We start from the raw sequence: 15,597 nt of genomic DNA on the forward strand, positions 1-15,597 counted from the left end.
CGGTACGATCGTGCTACGAGTCGGCCGGGGCGAGCTCACCCAGGAACTCGTGCTCGATCCGCCGCAGTTCTTCCTCGTCAGCTGGTGTGGGACCGGTGAAGCGGGAGCGCGCGTACGCGAACCAGTACACGCTGAGCAGGACACCCATCGCCACGCTCGTCCACAGGACCAGCTCGTTCGGCGGAAGAACGAAGATGACGGTAATCAGGGCGACCCAGGCGATGGCGAGCACGTTCACGATCGGTCCGAAGCGGCCGAGATTCCAGGGGGCGTTCTGCTGGCTCGTGCATTCCCTGCGACCGGTGAGCTTGTTCCGCAGGTTGAGGAAGGTCGGTGTGACGTACGCGAGGTACAGTGCGATCGTCGAGATAGAGGTCACGACGAAATAGGCAGCCGAGTAGAGCGTGAGCAGTACCGCCAGCGCGCACGTGATGAGAATAGACCACACCGGAGTGCGGTACTGGCGGTTCACGCGCGCGATGAGCGATGAGAGAGGCATCCCGCCGTCACGCGCGAAGGCCCACCACATCCGCGACATCGACGTGATGGAGGCCAGCCCGCACAACCACATCGCTCCAGCGATGATGATCGCGATCACGTGACCGAGGATGGCCGGTAAGTTCTGGTACGCCACGTACAGCACCGGGTACGGGTCACCGGCGGTCGTGGCGACGTCGCCGTTGGGAATGCTCCAGGTAACGGCTGTCAGCAGGATCCAGCCGACGACGGCCGAGACGGCGACCGACAGGAAGATACCCCAGGCCGAGTTGAGGCGGGCCATCACGGTCTCCTCGGCGACGTGGGCCGAGGCGTCGTACCCGGTAAATGTCCACTGCGCCTGGAGTAGCGCCAGCAAGAAGCAGAGCCAGAACGGTGCGTTCGCGTAGAGCTCCTTGAGAGCGGGTAGGAGATTGAAGAGCGGCGAGGGAAATGTCCAATTGCCGACGACGAGAGCAGGCTCCGGTTGGCCCGTACCGAGATCCGCCGATGCGGCGTCGAGCGGATTGACGACATTCTCGAACCGGAAGAGGAAGCTCAGGCTATTGTGGTGCGTTCCGAGAAAGACGAGGAAGAGAACGATGAGGGCACCACCGAGAATATGCCAATAGACACTGAAGTCTCCGAGTAGACGAGTCAAGCGGATACCGAAGATATTGATCAATATCTGTGGTATCATGATCAAGATCATCACGAAAACTTGAAAATACCAGTTCGTAACCGATCCGAAAACCGGTACGCGAATATCTTCGGGAATGCCGAGGATGCGCGTGACTGCACCGATCATGTAGATAGCGGCCGCGATGTTGATGCCTGCGGTGATCGTCACCTGCCCGATCATGTTGAGCCAGGCGGTCACCCACGCCCAGCCCCGGCCACCGAGCCGGAAGGACCAGAAATACAGTCCCCCAGCCGTCGGGTACGCGGAAGCGATCTCCGCCATGGACGCTGCCACGGCCAAGGTGAAGAGAGAGACCAATGGCCAACCCACGGTATTGACGATCGGGCCCGCGAACTTCAGCCCGTACCCATAGAGCAGGATGGCTCCGGTCAGGATTGAGATGATCGTGAACGAGATGGCGAAATTGGAGAATCCGCCCATCTCCCGAAAGAGCTGCTGCGCGTAACCGAGCCGGTGGAGGTCGCGGATGTCCTGCCTGATCAATTCCTGACGATCTCGCTCCTTGCTCATCGTCGTCTCCCCCTCGCTCGCCTCAGTCTTCCGGCGTAATGTACGCAGCCGTGATGCCACCATCGACGAGAAACGCTGTTGCGGTCACGTAGGACGATTCATCGGATGCCAGGAAGAGTGCTGCCTGGGCGACTTCGCGCGCCTGCGCGAACCGTCCCATCGGGATATGGACCAGCCGCCGTTGTCGTTTGGCTGGATCGGAGAGAATAGAGCGCAGGAGTGGCGTGTCGACTGGCCCCGGGCAGAGGGCGTTGGCCCGGATGTTCTTCCGGGCGAACTCGATCGCGATCTCCCGCGTCATGGCGAGCACGCCTCCTTTGCTCGCCGTGTAGGCGATTTGCGGGACAGCTGCCCCCATGATGGCGACGAAGCTCGCGGTGTTGATGATCGAGCCACCACCAGCACGCAGCATGGCCGGGATGGCGTATTTGCAGCCGAGGAAGACCCCCTTCAAGTTGACCGCCATCACGCGGTCCCACACCTCCTCCGGGGTGTCGACGACCGAGCCGTCCTCGTCGGGAAAAATCCCCGCATTGTTGAACATCACGTCGAGCTTGCCGTATGTGTCTTCGGCGGTGCGCACGAGCGCTTCGACCTCGGCTGCCTTCGTCACGTCGGTCCGGACGAACAGCGCCGCTCCACCGGCCTCGCGGATGAGCCGCACTGTCTCCTGTCCACCAGCCTCGTTCACGTCGGCCACGACGACCTTCGCTCCTTCCTGGGCGAAGAGCAGTGCTGACTCGCGGCCGATCCCGGAACCTGCCCCGGTGATGACGCACACCTTCCCGGCGAGCCGATTGCCCATCGTTCCTTTCCCCTCCCCGCTCAGCCCCGCTCGAAGTACCGGTACAGTTCCCAGTCGGTGACGACGGCGTCGAACGCTTCTTGCTCGACGCGAGCCATATTGACGTAGTGGTCGACGACGAGGTCACCGAAGGCCTGGCGAGCGAACTCGCTCCGGGCGAATTCCTCCATCGCTTCCGCCAGCGTACGTGGAACGCGGACGGCGTCGCGTGCCTCGTAGGCATTGCCCCGGTACTCCGGTGGCAGCGGGAACTCGCGCTCGATCCCGTCCAATGCAGCGGCGATCATCGCTGCGTAGGCCAGGTAGGGGTTGGCGTCGGCACCCGGGATGCGGCTCTCGATCCGCAGCGACTGTCCGTGCCCGACGATGCGGAAACCGCAGGTCCGGTTGTCGCGACCCCAGACGACATTGACCGGTGCCCAGCTCGCCACCGCGTACCGCTTGTACGAATTGACGTTGGACGCGACCAGGAGCGACAGCTCGCGCGCGTGTGCCATGAGGCCGGCCAGAGCGTGCTGCATCAGACGACTCATGTGGTAGGGTTGGCCGTCCGGGTCGAAGAAGAGATTGCGCTCGCCGGCGCTGTCCCAGATGCTGAGGTGAATGTGCGAGCTCGAGCCCGTCCAGGTGTGGTGGGGCTTGGCCATGAAGGTGACCGAGACACCGTCCAGGTAGGCGATCTCCTTGACGCCGTGCTTGAAGAGCACCGCACGATCGGCCGATTCGAGTGCCTCCGCGTAGTGGATGTTGATCTCGTGCTGACCGGCCGCTGCCTCCCCCTTCGAGAACTCGATGGGGATGCCGGCAGCCGTCATCAGGTTGCGGATCTGCCGGTAGATCGGCTCCGCTTTCGTCCCCTGGAAAAGGTGATAGTCCTCGTTGTACCAACCGTAGGGGCGTAGACCGCGGTACCCCTTCTCGTACGCCTCGTCATAGGAGTCCTTGAGGAGGTAGAACTCCAGCTCGCTCGCCATCATGACGCGGAAGCCCATGGCTGCCGCGCGCTCGACCTGGCGGCGGAGGATCGTCCGGGGGGCGACCGGGATCAGCTCACCGGTTTCCTCGTCGACCGCATCGGCGAGGACGAGCGCTGTCCCTTCCAGCCACGGGATGCGCCGGAGTGTGGAGAAATCCGGGCGGGCGACCCAGTCGCCGTAGCCGGTCTCCCAGTTCATCAGCCGGTAACCGCCCGGCGTGGTCATCTCCATGTCCGTTCCCAGGAGGTACGTGCAGAAGTGGGTGCCATGGGCGCGGACATGCTCGAGGAAGAAGTCGGCCCGGACACGTTTCCCCATGAGACGGCCTTGCATGTCACAGAGGGCATTGATGACGGTATCGATCTCTCCGTTCTGAACGGCGCGTTCCAGATCTTCGAGACTCAGCAAGCCCATCGGTCGGTCGCTCATCGCACTCCTCGATCCTCACAGTCCGGTACCGGCCGAACGGATGTCACGACAGCGTGGCCGCGTGGTGGTGGCCGGCTGGTCGCGACCGGCCAGGGAACACAGACCCGTCTGGTGAACCGGATTGGTCCGGGGCCCACCGCTGCCTCCTCGGGTTATCTGCTCATCACGGCACAAGAGTGGTAGGACCGACGGCGCGTCGGTCGCCCGCATACAACAAGAAACCGGACGACGGACGACGTGCCGTAACCGGTTCGACTCGGCACTGACAATGCCAGGATACACAGTAGCGAGTCGAGGAAAGGCTGTCAAGAGGCATACCGCGTGGAAGCGACCGTGCCGACCAGTCCACGCTGCCGCTCTCCCAGTGATCCGGACGGTCCTCATCCGGTAGCCGATGTCGTTCTCCCCACGCGAACCGCTCGGCTGCACCGTGGCCCAGGAGGGATGGATCCTACCCGCCGGTGCACCAGCGCACTGGTCGTACGGGATAGGTGTCCTCGTGGCGCGTCGATGCGGATCGCGTCGCTTCCTGGAGGAGCGCTCGGGCGGTATTGACAGGGGATTGAAGAACGACTACACTGTGCACAGCCGATGCTCGATAGATCGAATGATGTCTGAAATATCGGACACAGGAGATGCCACGGCGCGTACCAGCAGTCGAGCGTGCCCTCGATATCCTCGAACTGTTCTTGCAGTCGCCGCAACCGGACTCGTTGTCCGTTCCGGAAATCGCCCGTGCGCTGGGTCTCCCGCGCAGCACGGCGCACGAGCTGGTCGCCACGCTGGTCGCGCGCCGTTATCTCCGACCACTCGAGGAGAATCCCCACCGCTTCACACTGGATGCGCGCGTCTTCGAGTTGGGGAATGCGTATGCGACAGGTCTCGATCTGGCGCGCGAAGGACAGATCGTGGCGCGCCGGATCGCGGCGCAGTGCGACGAGACGGTGCACATCGCGGTCCTCGAAGGACGGGAGGCGTTCTACATTGCCAAGGTGGATAGCACCAACGCGCTCCGCCTCGTATCAGCCATCGGTCGGCGGCTCCCGGCCCACTGCACGGCAGTCGGGAAGATGCTGCTCTCAGGGTTGAGCGAGGAGGAATTCGCCGAACGGTTCGCTAGGGTCGACGAGCTTCCTGGCATGACGTCCAACAGTATCCGCACGGTCGAAGCGCTGCGGGCCGAGCTCGCTCGGATCCGGGCACGTGGTCTCGCCTGGGACAACTGCGAGTCCAACCCGGACGTGCGCTGTGTCGCTGCTCCGATCCTCGACCATCGCGGTCGGATGGTCGCCGCGATGAGCATTTCCTTCCCGGTCGTGCGCGATACACCGGAGCGCTTCCTCGAACTCTCGCGTCTGGTGCGGGATGGTGCTCGCGAACTCTCGGAGCGTCTCGGTTACCGCCTGTCGCACTCGGATCCCCGTGAGCCGGAGCTTCCACCCTGGCATCTCGAGCGTAGCGAGGTAACCGGGCGCTGAGCGAAGGAGGTGACGACGAGCGGTACATCGCTGCACGGGTATTTGTCGAGCGATCGGGTGATCTCGTGGCCGGCTTTGTGATCTGAACGGGAGGAGATGGGCACATGGATGGGTTGATGCATCACCGGTTGACGCGCCGGACGGTCGTTCGTTCGATCCTGGTTGGTGGGGTGGCGTCGGCGCTCCTCACTGCCTGTGGTGGTGGGGCGACGCCGACGCCTGCGCCCGCTGCGCCGGCCGCTTCGCCGACTCCAGCGGCGGCGTCGCCGACCCGAGCGGCGAGCACGCCCACCGCGGCAGCTGGAGCGACGGCGCCCGCTGCGACGACCACGGCCGCAGCAGCACTGCCGGTGCCGACCGTTGCCCCGGGCACCAAGATCACGATCGCGATGGTGCCCAAGCTCGTGCACCCCTTCTTCGAAGACGTGCGCAAGGGCGGTGAGCAGAAGGCGAAGGAGTTGGGAGTCGAGTTCCAGTGGGTCGCACCGCAGCAAGCTGATCCAGCCCAGCAGGTCGCGATGATCGAAGATTTGATCCGGAAGAAGGTCAACGCGATCTCGATCTCTCCGAACGAGCCGAAGTCGGTCGAGCCGGTCATCGCCGAGGGCATGAAGCAGGGCATTCTCATGATGACCTTCGATGCCGACTCGCCGAACAGCCAGCGCGTGATGTACATCGGGACCGACAACAAGGCGGCTGGCAAGACGATGGGCGAGACGATGGCCAAACTCCTCAACGGCCAGGGTAAGGTCGGGATCATCACTGGTGGTCTCGGCGCCTTGAACCTGAACCAGCGTATCGAGGGGTTCAAGGAAGGGGTCGGTCCGAACATCCAGGTCGTTGACGTGCAGGCGACCGACGATGATCTGCAGAAGGGGCTCTCGGTCAGCGAGGCCATGTTGCGGGCGCACCCCGATCTCAACGGCATCGCCTGCGTCAGCGCGACAGGCGGCCCGACGCTCGCCCAAGTGCTCAAGTCACCGGAGTTCCAAGACCGTATCGGTAAGCTCGTCATCGTGGCCTTCGACGATCTGGAGGAGACCAAGCGGGCGATCGAGGAGGGGATCATCGCGGCGACGATGGTGCAGCGGCCGGTACAGATGGGGATTCTCACGGTGCAGTGGGCATACGACATTTTGACCGGAAAGGCCAAGCCGCCCTTCCAGAACATCGACACGGGTGTGACGGTCGTGACCAAAGAGAATCTCAATAACTACACCAAGTGAATCGAGCGGGGTCGGGCACCGCGTGACCCGGCCCCGCGCCACCGGGGAGTTCGCCATGAAGGTTCCCGTTCTGGAGGCGAGGGAGATCAGCAAGCGTTTCCCAGGTGTCGTGGCCCTCGACCGGGTGTCACTCGAGGTGTATCCCGGTGAAGTGCTCGCTGTCGTCGGTGAGAACGGCGCGGGGAAATCGACCTTGATGAAGATCCTGTCCGGCGCACTCCAGCCTGACGACGGGGAAATCTGGCTGGCGGGCCGCCCGGTGCGCTTCGCCGATCCACGGCAGGCATTGGCCCACGGTATCGGCATCATCTATCAGGAACTGAGCGTCATCGATGCACTCTCGGTCGGCGAAAATCTCTTCCTCGGACGGTTGCCACATGGTGGTATCCCCGGCACGGTGGACTGGCCGCGCGTCTGGCATGAGGCGGCGCGCGTGTTGGAGCGTGTCGGCGCCCCGCTCGATCCGCAGCGCCAGGTGCGGGAACTGAGCGTGGCCCAGAAGCAGCTCGTGGAGATCGCGCGTGCCCTCTCCCAAGACGTGCGTGTCTTGATCCTCGACGAGCCGACCAGCTCGCTCTCGCTCCAGGAGACGGAGCGCTTGTTCGAGATCTTGCGCGGCTTGCGAGCTCAGGGAGTTGCGATCATCTACATCTCGCACCGGCTCGAGGAAGTCTTCACACTGGCTGACCGGGTCACCGTGCTGCGAGATGGCCGGGTCGTCGGCACGCTCCCGATCGCCGAAGCGACGCGCGAGGGGCTGATCCGGATGATGGTGGGGCGCGACCTTTCGGCGTATTACCGCACGGTCCGCTCGTCGCCGGGGGAGCCCCGGCTCGAGGTGCGGAATCTGGTGCGGGCCGGTGTCCTCGACGACGTCAGCCTGACCGTCCGTGCTGGGGAGATCGTCGGTCTGGCTGGTCTGGTCGGTGCGGGGCGGACTGAACTCGCCCGCTGTCTCTTCGGTGTCGATCCGATCGACAGTGGGGAGATCCGCATCGATGGGCAGCGCGTGGCGATTCGTTGCCCAGAGGATGCGGTCCGGCACGGGATCGTGCTGGTTCCGGAGGACCGCAAGCTGCAAGGTCTGGTTTTGATCCTCTCGGTGCGGGAGAACATCGCGCTGCCGGTGCTGCGGCGCCTGGCACGCTTCGGCTTCCCGTCGCGGCAACGGGAGTATGAACTTGCGCGCTCCTTCGTGGAGCGACTGCGTATCCGCACGCCGTCGATCGAGCAGCGTGTCCTGAACCTGAGCGGCGGGAACCAGCAAAAGGTCGTCTTGGCTCGCGCGCTGGCGACCAACCCCCGAGTGCTCATTCTCGACGAGCCGACGCGTGGCATCGACGTGGGAGCGAAGGCTGAGGTTCATGCGTTGATTGCCGAGCTCGCCGAGGCTGGCATGGGGATCTTGCTCATTTCCTCGGAATTGCCGGAAGTCCTGAGCATGAGCCACCGCGTGCTGGTCATGAGCGGCGGACGGATCGTCGCCGAGTTCCCACGCGAGGAGGCGACCGAGGAGCGCGTGCTGGCGGCTGCGACGGGACAGGTGACGGCTGCCTGAGCGACCAGTGCAGCAGGAGTTGGGAAGGGGAGACGCGTGCGGATCGTCGACGTGAAAACCTACGTGCTCGGCACTGCCTGGCGCAACTTGACCTTCGTCGAGGTGCACACTGACGAAGGGATCACCGGGGTCGGTGAGGCGCGCATGCTCAACCACACCGACGCCTTGCTCGGCTACCTGGCCGAAGCAGTACCGAATCACGTGCTGGGGAGCGATCCTTTCCGGATCGAAGATCTGGTCTTCCGGATGATGCGGAACGACTACGCGCGGCCGGACTACGTCATGATGTCCGGTATCGCTGCGATCGAGATCGCCTGTTGGGACATCATGGGCAAGGCGCTCGGTCTGCCAGTTTATCAGCTACTCGGTGGAGCGGTGCGGGACCGCATCAAGGCCTATGCGAATGGCTGGTACACGGTCGAGCGGACGCCGGAAGAATTCGCCGAGGCAGCGCGACGTGCCGTGGCGCGTGGCTACCGGGCACTCAAGTTGGATCCCTTCGGGGCTGGGTACTACGAACTTGAGCTTGACGAAAAGCGGCGGGCGGTTGCGCTCGTGGAGGCGGTGCGCGAGGCGGTGGGACCGGACGTCGAGATCCTGATCGAGATGCACGGGCGGTTCAATCCAGCGACCGCGATCGAGATGGCCCGCTTGCTCGAGCCGTATCGGCCTGGCTGGATCGAGGAACCGGTGCCGCCGCACAATCTGGCTGCGCTCAAGAAGGTGGCCGAGCAGGTCACGATTCCGGTCGCGACCGGCGAGCGGATCCATACCCGCTACGACTTCCGCGAACTCTTCGAGCTGCAGGCTGCCGATGTCATCCAGCCGGACATCACGCACCTCGGTGGACTGCTCGAGACGAAGAAGCTGGCGGCCTGGGCCGACGCCTACTACATTTTGGTCGCGCCGCACAATGTCTGTGGTCCGGTAGGGACAGCCGCGAACCTGCATCTGGCTGCTTGTACGACCAATTTCAAGATTCAGGAGCACTTCAATGATTTCGCTGAGGAATTCGTGAAGGCTGCGGCGCCGGGTCTTCCCGAGGTGGTCGACGGGTATTTCCCGCTGCCGAGCGGATCCGGCCTCGGTGTCCAGCTGGACCATACCGTGCTCGAGCAGTACCCGCGGCGGCGGATCTTCTTCAACCTTTTCGCCGAGGACTGGCACCGTCGGCAGGTGGAGCGCGCGTGAGGTGCGGTGATGAGCGAGTTCGTGGTAACACTTCGCGAGCTGGCGAACCTCGACGACGCGGTGGCCCTCGTGCGGCTCGGGCAGGCGAGCGTCGCGCTGGCCGGAGGCGGTCGCATCGTGTTGATCGACCCGTTTCTCTCGCCGCATCCCGAGCGCCTGGTACCGCCGCCGGTGGCGCCGGAGACGCTCGCCGATGTCGACCTGGTGTTGGTCACGCACGAGCACTGGGATCATCTGGACGGACCGACCTGCGAGGCTATCGCGCGCGTCGCGCCGCAGGCGACCTTCGTGTGCCCGGAACCGATCGTCGACCAGCTGGTCGCCGCCGGAGTGCCGGCCGAACGGGTGTCGGGTACGCGACCTGGTCGGTCGTACCAACAAGCTGACGCGACGATCTGGCCGATCGCCGCGAAGCATGGCCTGCATGTGACCGATGCCTACACCTTCGGTGAAGTGGACGGGGTGCCGCGCTTCCTCGGTTACGTCGTGGAGCTGGCTGGTGTGCGGGCCTACCATGCCGGCGACACGATTCCGTACGAAGGATTGGCCGAAGCTGTGCGCGCGCTCCAGCCGGATGTCGCGCTCCTGCCGATCAATGGGCGCGACTGGTATCGGGAGCGCCTCGACATCGTCGGCAATCTCGAGGCCCGCGAGGCCGCGCAGCTGGCGGCGGCGATCGGTGCGGAACTTCTGGTGCCGCTGCACTACGACATGTTCGCGGCGAACCTGGCTGATCCGGGAGACCTGGTACGTCTCGTCCACCAGTGGCGGTTGGCGGTGAGTGTGCTCGTCCTACCGGTCGGGCTCCCGGCTGTGGTCCGTCCGGCGCGAAGAAGAGGACGGTGAAACGATGGATGCGCGGTCGCCGCAGCACGAGACGACGATGGCCGAGGTACGGCAGCAGGAATCTGGTGTCGTGATGCCGGCAGGAGCGGTCAGCACCGCCCGTCGCATCCTCCAGCGGATCACCGGACTGCGTGAGTTCAATATTCTCGTCGCGCTCCTTCTCCTCGGACTGTTTCTCTCCCTGACGACCGATGCGTTCCTGACGACCGGGAACCTGTTCGGGGTGGCGCGAGCCTTCTCGCTGACTGCGATCGTGGCGATCGGTCAGACGATGGTGATCCTGACCGGTGGGATCGATCTCTCGGTGGGATCGGTCTTAGCCTTGGCTGGGCTTTCGACGGGCATGCTGCTCGAGCGAGGTGCGCCACTGCCGGTCGCGGTAATGGCTGGCCTCGGTGTGGGTGCGATCGTCGGGCTCGTCAATGGCCTCCTCATCACTCGGGTCGGGCTGCCGCCCTTCATCGCCACCTTGGGGACACTCAGCATCGGCCGGGGGCTGGTCTACGTGCTGACCAAGGGGTATCCGGTGACTGTGCCCTATGACTACCAAGTGTTCATCTGGTTGGGGCAGGGATACGTGTGGATCGTCCCGGTACCGGTGATCGTGATGGTGGTTCTGACGATCCTCGGAACGATTTTCCTCGGTTTCACTACCTACGGCCGCTACATCTACGCGGTCGGCGGCAATCCGGAAGCAGCGCGCCTGGCTGGCATTCCGGTCGAGCGGGTGAAGCTCCTGGTCTACGTGTTGTGCTCGACGCTGGCTGCATTGGCTGGTCTCATCCTGGTCGCGCGGTTGGTTTCGGCTCAGCCATCGGCTGGACTCGGCTTCGAGCTGCCGGTGATCGCTGCCTCGATCATCGGTGGGACGAGCCTCATGGGAGGCGAGGGAACGGTCCTCGGAGCGGTGCTGGGGGCTGCGATCATGGGCGTGCTCGAGAACGGGATGGTCTTGCTCGGCGTGAGCACGTACGCCCAGCAGGCGGTGACCGGCACGGTGATCATCCTGGCGGTCGCGCTCGATATCTGGCAAAAGCGACGGCGCATGCGGGTGCGACGGACTCGTGGTTGAGCGAGGGGAAGGCGAGGAGTGGAGCGCACGCGCACCTTTCTCGAGCGGCTCGGTCTGCCACGTGGAGACCTGCACGAACTGCCGACCAGCCACAAGCGGTTCCCGGACGGTGCCCAGTATCGGGTCGAGATCCCGAGTACCGAGGGGCCGCGGGTGCTCGCAGCGGTCATCGAGGAAGCGAAGCGCTACGGTATCGTGATTCACCGGATCTCGCAGGGTAGCGGCGTCATGTTGCTGACGGACGAAGAAGTCCGGGAGATGGCGTACTTGGCCGCGGCTGAAGGGATCGAGGTGAGTCTCTTCGCACGCCCGAGCGCGGCATGGGATATCGGTGGAATGGCCAAGTCCAGTGCGGGTGCGCTGGTCAGTGCCAAGCTCCGCGGGCAAGAGCAGCTGGTGCACTGTCTGGAAGACGTGCGGCGGGCGGCCGAACTCGGCATCCGCAGTGTGCTCTTGGCTGACGAGGGGGCGCTGTGGGTGGCGAGCGAGATGCGGCGGGCCGGCGAGTTGCCACCCGACATGCAGTTCAAGGTTAGTGTGCTCATGGGTGCAGCGAATCCGGCTTCGGTCAGACTCCTCGTCCAGCTGGGGGCCGATACGTACAACGTGGCGACCGACCTGACACTGGCACAGCTCGCAGCGATCCGTGCCGCGGTCGATGTGCCGCTCGATATCTACGTCGAGGTGCCCGACGACGTCGGAGGATTCGTTCGCCACTACGAGATCGCGGAGATCGTCCGCGTCTGTGCTCCGGTCTATCTCAAGTTCGGTCTCCGGAATGCGCCCAATATCTATCCTTCGGGTGGGCATTTGGAGGACCTGGCGGTGAAGTTGGGGCGGGAGCGGGTGCGCCGGGCGGCGATCGGTCTGGCGATGCTCCAGCGCTACTATCCCGATGCAGTCGGCTCGGCACCTGGCGCACCGGGCTTAGCGATCCCGGTGGTGACTGCGAGCACCCCAGTACCGCCACTGGACGATCGGGCGCTCGGGTCGTTGGGGAGTTGACCGGTTGCCCGCTCCAGCCCAGCCTGCCCAGCACGCTCGTCCGTACCGGACCGGGACGAATGTGCTACGCTCTGTGGCTCGGTCGCTGTCGAATCGCTCTGAGTAGCGGAGGCGGCCGATGGAGCCAGGAGCTGTGCGCACCACTGGTTTGACGGAACTTATCGCCGCGCTCTGGCGTTGGGGAGTACCGGTAGTCGGCTGGGCCGAAGTGGAGGACGGCATCGTCCTCCTCGCCGACGGAGGTGCCACAGCGTTTGTCCCGCGCCAGCGACTCGGCGAGCGGACCGACTCCGTCGCCTGGAGCGTGGCCCTGCAGCTCCCGCGCCGGCGCGTTCTCGATACACCGTCGAGCGCGCTGCTCGTGCCGCGTTTCAACGAACGCGAGCTCGCCTGGCTCCGCTTCATGCGCTGGCTGCGCGAGCGAGAACGACTGGCTCGCGCGGAATCGGCCTGACCGTTCCTCGAGCCTCCTCTCTGTGCGATCCATCGTCACCGACCCGAACCGGCGGAAAGACGACGCGGTTGCTCGGAGCGCTGCGAACAGCGAGCGAGCGTTCGCAAGGGTTCCTCGCCACGGTGATGCCGAGTGTCGAGCCTGTGCACTGGGCTCAGCTGACCCACGAGTCGGAGAGGTCGGGAAAGCAAGCCTACTATGCTCCGCTCGGCGAGCGGGCCCGCTGGGACGATTCCGTGCGCACCGACGATACTGACCGATCTTCCGCGATGGAAACGGTCGCTGGTTTCGAACTGCCGCCACTCTGGCTAGGGAACTCGCTGTCGTCTGGAGTCGGGATGGCGACTCGACGGATGGCGGACGTGAGCATGACGACCCCAGTCGACGTCCTGTCCGATATCCCGCGCCATGGACAGCACTCGCTGCGGCTACCAGTGCGGGACGAGACGATGCCGCCACCTCGTCGAGGTGGCGGCAGTGTGGAAAGCTCGGCTGGCGGAGGAGTCAGCTAGATCAAGCCACGATCCTTCCACTTCTTGAAGATATCCTGAATTTGCCGCTCGGCCTCGGCGAGTGCATCCTGGGGTGAAGCTTTGCCGGTGGCGACCTTGGTGAACATGTCGTTGATGATCCAGCGGTCGAAGATTTCCGCCTCGGCGGCGTTCATATAGCCGGGCCAACCGACATTGACGGTCCACTCCGGTGCAGTCGCCAGGACAGCGTACTTGTCCGGTGGCGTCGCTTTGGGATCGTTCTTGACCTGTTCCTGCCAGTCGGGAACAGCCTTCGGGAAGGACGGAATATTGTAGAACTTCGACGCCTTGAACGCGTCGGTGTACGCAGCGACGAGATCCTTGAGGAACTGCTTCGCCACGTCGACATTGGGCGAGAACTTCCAGATCACGAAGCAGTTGTACCAGTGAGCGCTGCCCTTTCGGTCACGTGGGCCGGCGGCGGTCTTGGCGATCGCGATCTTGGGAGCGAGATCGGGGTAAGTCGCTTCGGCAGTCCGGGCAGCCGAGATGGCGTTCAAAATGAGCGCGCCGCGACCGGAAACGAGCAAACGGTTATTAGACGCTGCATCCCAAGCCAGTACTTCTTCGGTCTCCGCCTCCTGGAAGAGTTGCTTGGCGAATTGCAGTGCCTCGATGGTCTCCGGCTTGTTGATCACGATGTTCCCGTTCGCATCCTGGATCGAGGTACCGAAGCCCCACATGATCGTGCGCATCGCCATACCGGTGTCGATCTCCGGCGAGAAGCCGATCCCAATGGGATTACCCATCTGCTTGAGCTGGCGACCGGCTTCCAGGATATCCTGCCACGTATCCGGTGTCTTTCCGACCTGGTCGAAGAGGTCCTTGCGGTAGAGGATAGGATCGGCAGCCCAGAAGTCCATGAAGCTGTACCAAACATCGGTCTTCGGGTTATAGCAGGAGCGTTCGAGAAGCGGATAGTAATCACCGTACTGCTTCTTGAGGTCCGCGATGAGGTCGTTCAGCGGCACGACTTCGGTTTCGTACTGCGATGGCGGGAAACCGAAGGCGAAGAGATCATGGCCACTCTTGGCTGACACCTCAGCCGCGGCACGAGCGGGGATGTCGGCATAATTGATATGGTCGGAGACGACCTGGACGTTGTTCTTCGCGCCCCATTGTTGCACCCACTGATCGAACCACTTGTCATAATCGGGGACGAAGTGGCTCCACTGGAGAATCTTGAGCGTGACTGGCCCCGAGCGTGTCGGTGTGGCCGCGACCGTGGGTGACGCCGCGCGTGCAGTCGGGCTCGCTGCAGCTGCTGCTGTAGGGCTCGCGGCTGGGGCCCTGGTCGGTGTTGCCTGCCCACCAGAAGGTGCAGGCGTTGGGGTCGGCTGAGCACCCCCGCAGCTCGCGAGAAGCCCAGCCGCAGCGGTAGTGCTCAGAACGGTGAGTAGCTGGCGACGAGTGAAGCGGCGCATCGCTCCGACCTCCTCACGTCACACGAACACCGAACCCTCAGCCGAACCCAGTCACCCGGTACACCCTCAGCGCAGGGCGCCGGCGGTCAAGCCCTCGACGAACCGGTCGAGGAACGCGTTATAGAGCAAGGCAACCGGCAGGCTCACCACGAGTGCCGAAGCCATGATTGCACCCCAGAAGAACACGTCGCCACGGATCAGGTCTGTCGGGACACCGACGCTCACGGTCTTGAGATCGGAGATGGAAACGAAGGTCAGTGCGTAGATGAACTCGTTCACGGCCAGCGTGAAGGTGAAAATGACCGCGGTCAGGATGCCTGGCACAGCGAGCGGCAGGAGGATCCGCCAGAAGGCGGTGAACCGCGTGGCACCGTCGACGAGCGCTGCTTCTTCGAGCTCCTGCGGGAGCGATCGGAAGAAGCCCATGAGGAGCCAGGAAACGAAGGGGACAGCCAGGCTCGGATAGGTTAGGACGAGTGACCAGGTGTTGTCTTGGAGTCCGATGCCGCTGACGATCTGTGAGAGCGGAAGGAAGAGGAGCGTGGGCGGGATCAGATAGGTCAGGAAGACGGCGATGCCGAGATTCTGCCCAAATCGACCGCGCAGGCGAGCCAGCGCATAGCCAGCCGGTAGCGAAAGCGCCAGCGTGATGAGGACAGTCGCCAGGCCAACCCAGGCGGTGTTCACCACCCAGCGAGGGAACTTCGTTTCGTTGAAAAGCAGACGGAAGTGCGCGAGCGTCGGTGGTTCGTTAAAGAGGAACGGGTTGTTCGTCGGATTGTAGAGGTCGCTGTCGCGTTTGAAGGCGGTGATGGCCATCCAGACAAAGGGGAAGAGCGCTTGTGTAAGGAAGATGGCCAGGACAGCGACCAGTAGCACGCGTAACAGGAGCCGGCGCGTGTCCGTCAT

14 protein-coding genes are annotated in these 15,597 nt (G+C 63.9%); 9 read left to right on the forward strand and 5 right to left on the reverse strand.

Going from position 1 to position 15,597, the window contains the following annotated elements; translation table 11 throughout:
- Window positions 1-13: 13 nt before the first annotated feature.
- Genes OO015_RS12975 through OO015_RS12985 form a run of 3 tightly spaced genes read right to left on the reverse strand, consistent with a single transcriptional unit; the run spans window position 14 to window position 3,901 of the window.
- Window positions 14-1,690 (reverse strand): amino acid permease, encoded by a 1,677-nt coding sequence (locus OO015_RS12975; protein ID WP_265941831.1) that lies wholly within the window; start codon window positions 1,688-1,690, stop codon window positions 14-16.
- A 22-nt stretch (window positions 1,691-1,712) separates the two neighbouring features.
- Entirely contained in the window at window positions 1,713-2,495 is a 783-nt protein-coding gene (locus OO015_RS12980; protein ID WP_265941833.1) for a glucose 1-dehydrogenase, read from the reverse strand.
- 20 nt (window positions 2,496-2,515) lie between these two features.
- Entirely contained in the window at window positions 2,516-3,901 is a 1,386-nt protein-coding gene (locus tag OO015_RS12985; protein ID WP_265941835.1) for a glutamine synthetase family protein, read from the reverse strand.
- 635 nt (window positions 3,902-4,536) lie between these two features.
- Between OO015_RS12985 and OO015_RS12990 the strand changes: the two genes are divergently transcribed.
- The 9 genes from OO015_RS12990 to OO015_RS13030 all read left to right on the forward strand — a co-directional run bounded on the left by OO015_RS12990 (window position 4,537) and on the right by OO015_RS13030 (window position 13,243).
- The gene (locus OO015_RS12990) at window positions 4,537-5,379 is read left to right on the forward strand and encodes an IclR family transcriptional regulator (protein ID WP_265941837.1); all 843 of its coding nucleotides are present in this window, start codon (window positions 4,537-4,539) and stop codon (window positions 5,377-5,379) included.
- 104 nt (window positions 5,380-5,483) lie between these two features.
- Window positions 5,484-6,605 carry a sugar-binding protein gene (locus OO015_RS12995; RefSeq protein WP_265941839.1) on the forward strand — a complete coding sequence of 374 codons (1,122 nt, stop codon included), beginning with the start codon at window positions 5,484-5,486 and terminating at the stop codon, window positions 6,603-6,605.
- A 55-nt stretch (window positions 6,606-6,660) separates the two neighbouring features.
- Window positions 6,661-8,163 (forward strand): sugar ABC transporter ATP-binding protein, encoded by a 1,503-nt coding sequence (locus OO015_RS13000; protein ID WP_265941841.1) that lies wholly within the window; start codon window positions 6,661-6,663, stop codon window positions 8,161-8,163.
- Window positions 8,164-8,199: 36 nt separating this feature from the next.
- The gene (locus OO015_RS13005; RefSeq protein WP_265941843.1) at window positions 8,200-9,354 is read left to right on the forward strand and encodes a mandelate racemase/muconate lactonizing enzyme family protein; all 1,155 of its coding nucleotides are present in this window, start codon (window positions 8,200-8,202) and stop codon (window positions 9,352-9,354) included.
- Between the two features lie 9 nt (window positions 9,355-9,363).
- Window positions 9,364-10,200: an MBL fold metallo-hydrolase gene (locus tag OO015_RS13010; protein ID WP_265941845.1), complete on the forward strand. Its 837-nt coding sequence runs from the start codon at window positions 9,364-9,366 to the stop codon at window positions 10,198-10,200.
- A gap of 4 nt (window positions 10,201-10,204) precedes the next feature.
- The gene (locus tag OO015_RS13015; RefSeq protein WP_265941847.1) at window positions 10,205-11,272 is read left to right on the forward strand and encodes an ABC transporter permease; all 1,068 of its coding nucleotides are present in this window, start codon (window positions 10,205-10,207) and stop codon (window positions 11,270-11,272) included.
- An 18-nt stretch (window positions 11,273-11,290) separates the two neighbouring features.
- Window positions 11,291-12,277, forward strand: coding sequence for a U32 family peptidase (locus OO015_RS13020; RefSeq protein ID WP_265941849.1), 987 nt, complete (start codon window positions 11,291-11,293; stop codon window positions 12,275-12,277).
- A gap of 118 nt (window positions 12,278-12,395) precedes the next feature.
- On the forward strand, window positions 12,396-12,731 hold the full coding sequence (locus OO015_RS13025) for a hypothetical protein (protein ID WP_265941851.1): 336 nt from the start codon (window positions 12,396-12,398) through the stop codon (window positions 12,729-12,731).
- Between the two features lie 125 nt (window positions 12,732-12,856).
- Entirely contained in the window at window positions 12,857-13,243 is a 387-nt protein-coding gene (locus OO015_RS13030; protein ID WP_265941853.1) for a hypothetical protein, read from the forward strand.
- On the opposite strand, the gene OO015_RS13035 is transcribed toward OO015_RS13030, so the two are convergent.
- Window positions 13,240-14,688, reverse strand: a complete 1,449-nt coding sequence (locus OO015_RS13035) for an ABC transporter substrate-binding protein (RefSeq protein ID WP_265941855.1) — start codon at window positions 14,686-14,688, stop codon at window positions 13,240-13,242. The genes OO015_RS13030 and OO015_RS13035 overlap by 4 nt on opposite strands.
- A 66-nt stretch (window positions 14,689-14,754) precedes the next feature.
- Window positions 14,755-15,597: a carbohydrate ABC transporter permease gene (locus tag OO015_RS13040; protein ID WP_265942084.1), complete on the reverse strand. Its 843-nt coding sequence runs from the start codon at window positions 15,595-15,597 to the stop codon at window positions 14,755-14,757.

Origin of the sequence: Thermomicrobium sp. 4228-Ro (genome assembly GCF_026241205.1) — a bacterium.
In the GTDB taxonomy this organism is placed as follows: Bacteria; Chloroflexota; Chloroflexia; order Thermomicrobiales; family Thermomicrobiaceae; genus Thermomicrobium.

Bases quoted from the DNA above. Each gene is read 5' to 3' on its own strand.
- OO015_RS12975 (WP_265941831.1), bottom strand. From the start codon at position 1,690: ATGAGCAAGGAGCGAGATCGTCAGGAATTGATCAGGCAGGACATCCGC.
- OO015_RS12980 (WP_265941833.1), bottom strand. From the start codon at position 2,495: ATGGGCAATCGGCTCGCCGGGAAGGTGTGCGTCATCACCGGGGCAGGT.
- OO015_RS12985 (WP_265941835.1), bottom strand. From the start codon at position 3,901: ATGAGCGACCGACCGATGGGCTTGCTGAGTCTCGAAGATCTGGAACGC.
- OO015_RS12990 (WP_265941837.1), top strand. From the start codon at position 4,537: ATGCCACGGCGCGTACCAGCAGTCGAGCGTGCCCTCGATATCCTCGAA.
- OO015_RS12995 (WP_265941839.1), top strand. From the start codon at position 5,484: ATGGATGGGTTGATGCATCACCGGTTGACGCGCCGGACGGTCGTTCGT.
- OO015_RS13000 (WP_265941841.1), top strand. From the start codon at position 6,661: ATGAAGGTTCCCGTTCTGGAGGCGAGGGAGATCAGCAAGCGTTTCCCA.
- OO015_RS13010 (WP_265941845.1), top strand. From the start codon at position 9,364: ATGAGCGAGTTCGTGGTAACACTTCGCGAGCTGGCGAACCTCGACGAC.
- OO015_RS13015 (WP_265941847.1), top strand. From the start codon at position 10,205: ATGGATGCGCGGTCGCCGCAGCACGAGACGACGATGGCCGAGGTACGG.
- OO015_RS13025 (WP_265941851.1), top strand. From the start codon at position 12,396: ATGGAGCCAGGAGCTGTGCGCACCACTGGTTTGACGGAACTTATCGCC.
- OO015_RS13030 (WP_265941853.1), top strand. From the start codon at position 12,857: ATGCCGAGTGTCGAGCCTGTGCACTGGGCTCAGCTGACCCACGAGTCG.
- OO015_RS13035 (WP_265941855.1), bottom strand. From the start codon at position 14,688: ATGCGCCGCTTCACTCGTCGCCAGCTACTCACCGTTCTGAGCACTACC.
- OO015_RS13040 (WP_265942084.1), bottom strand. From the start codon at position 15,597: ATGACGGACACGCGCCGGCTCCTGTTACGCGTGCTACTGGTCGCTGTC.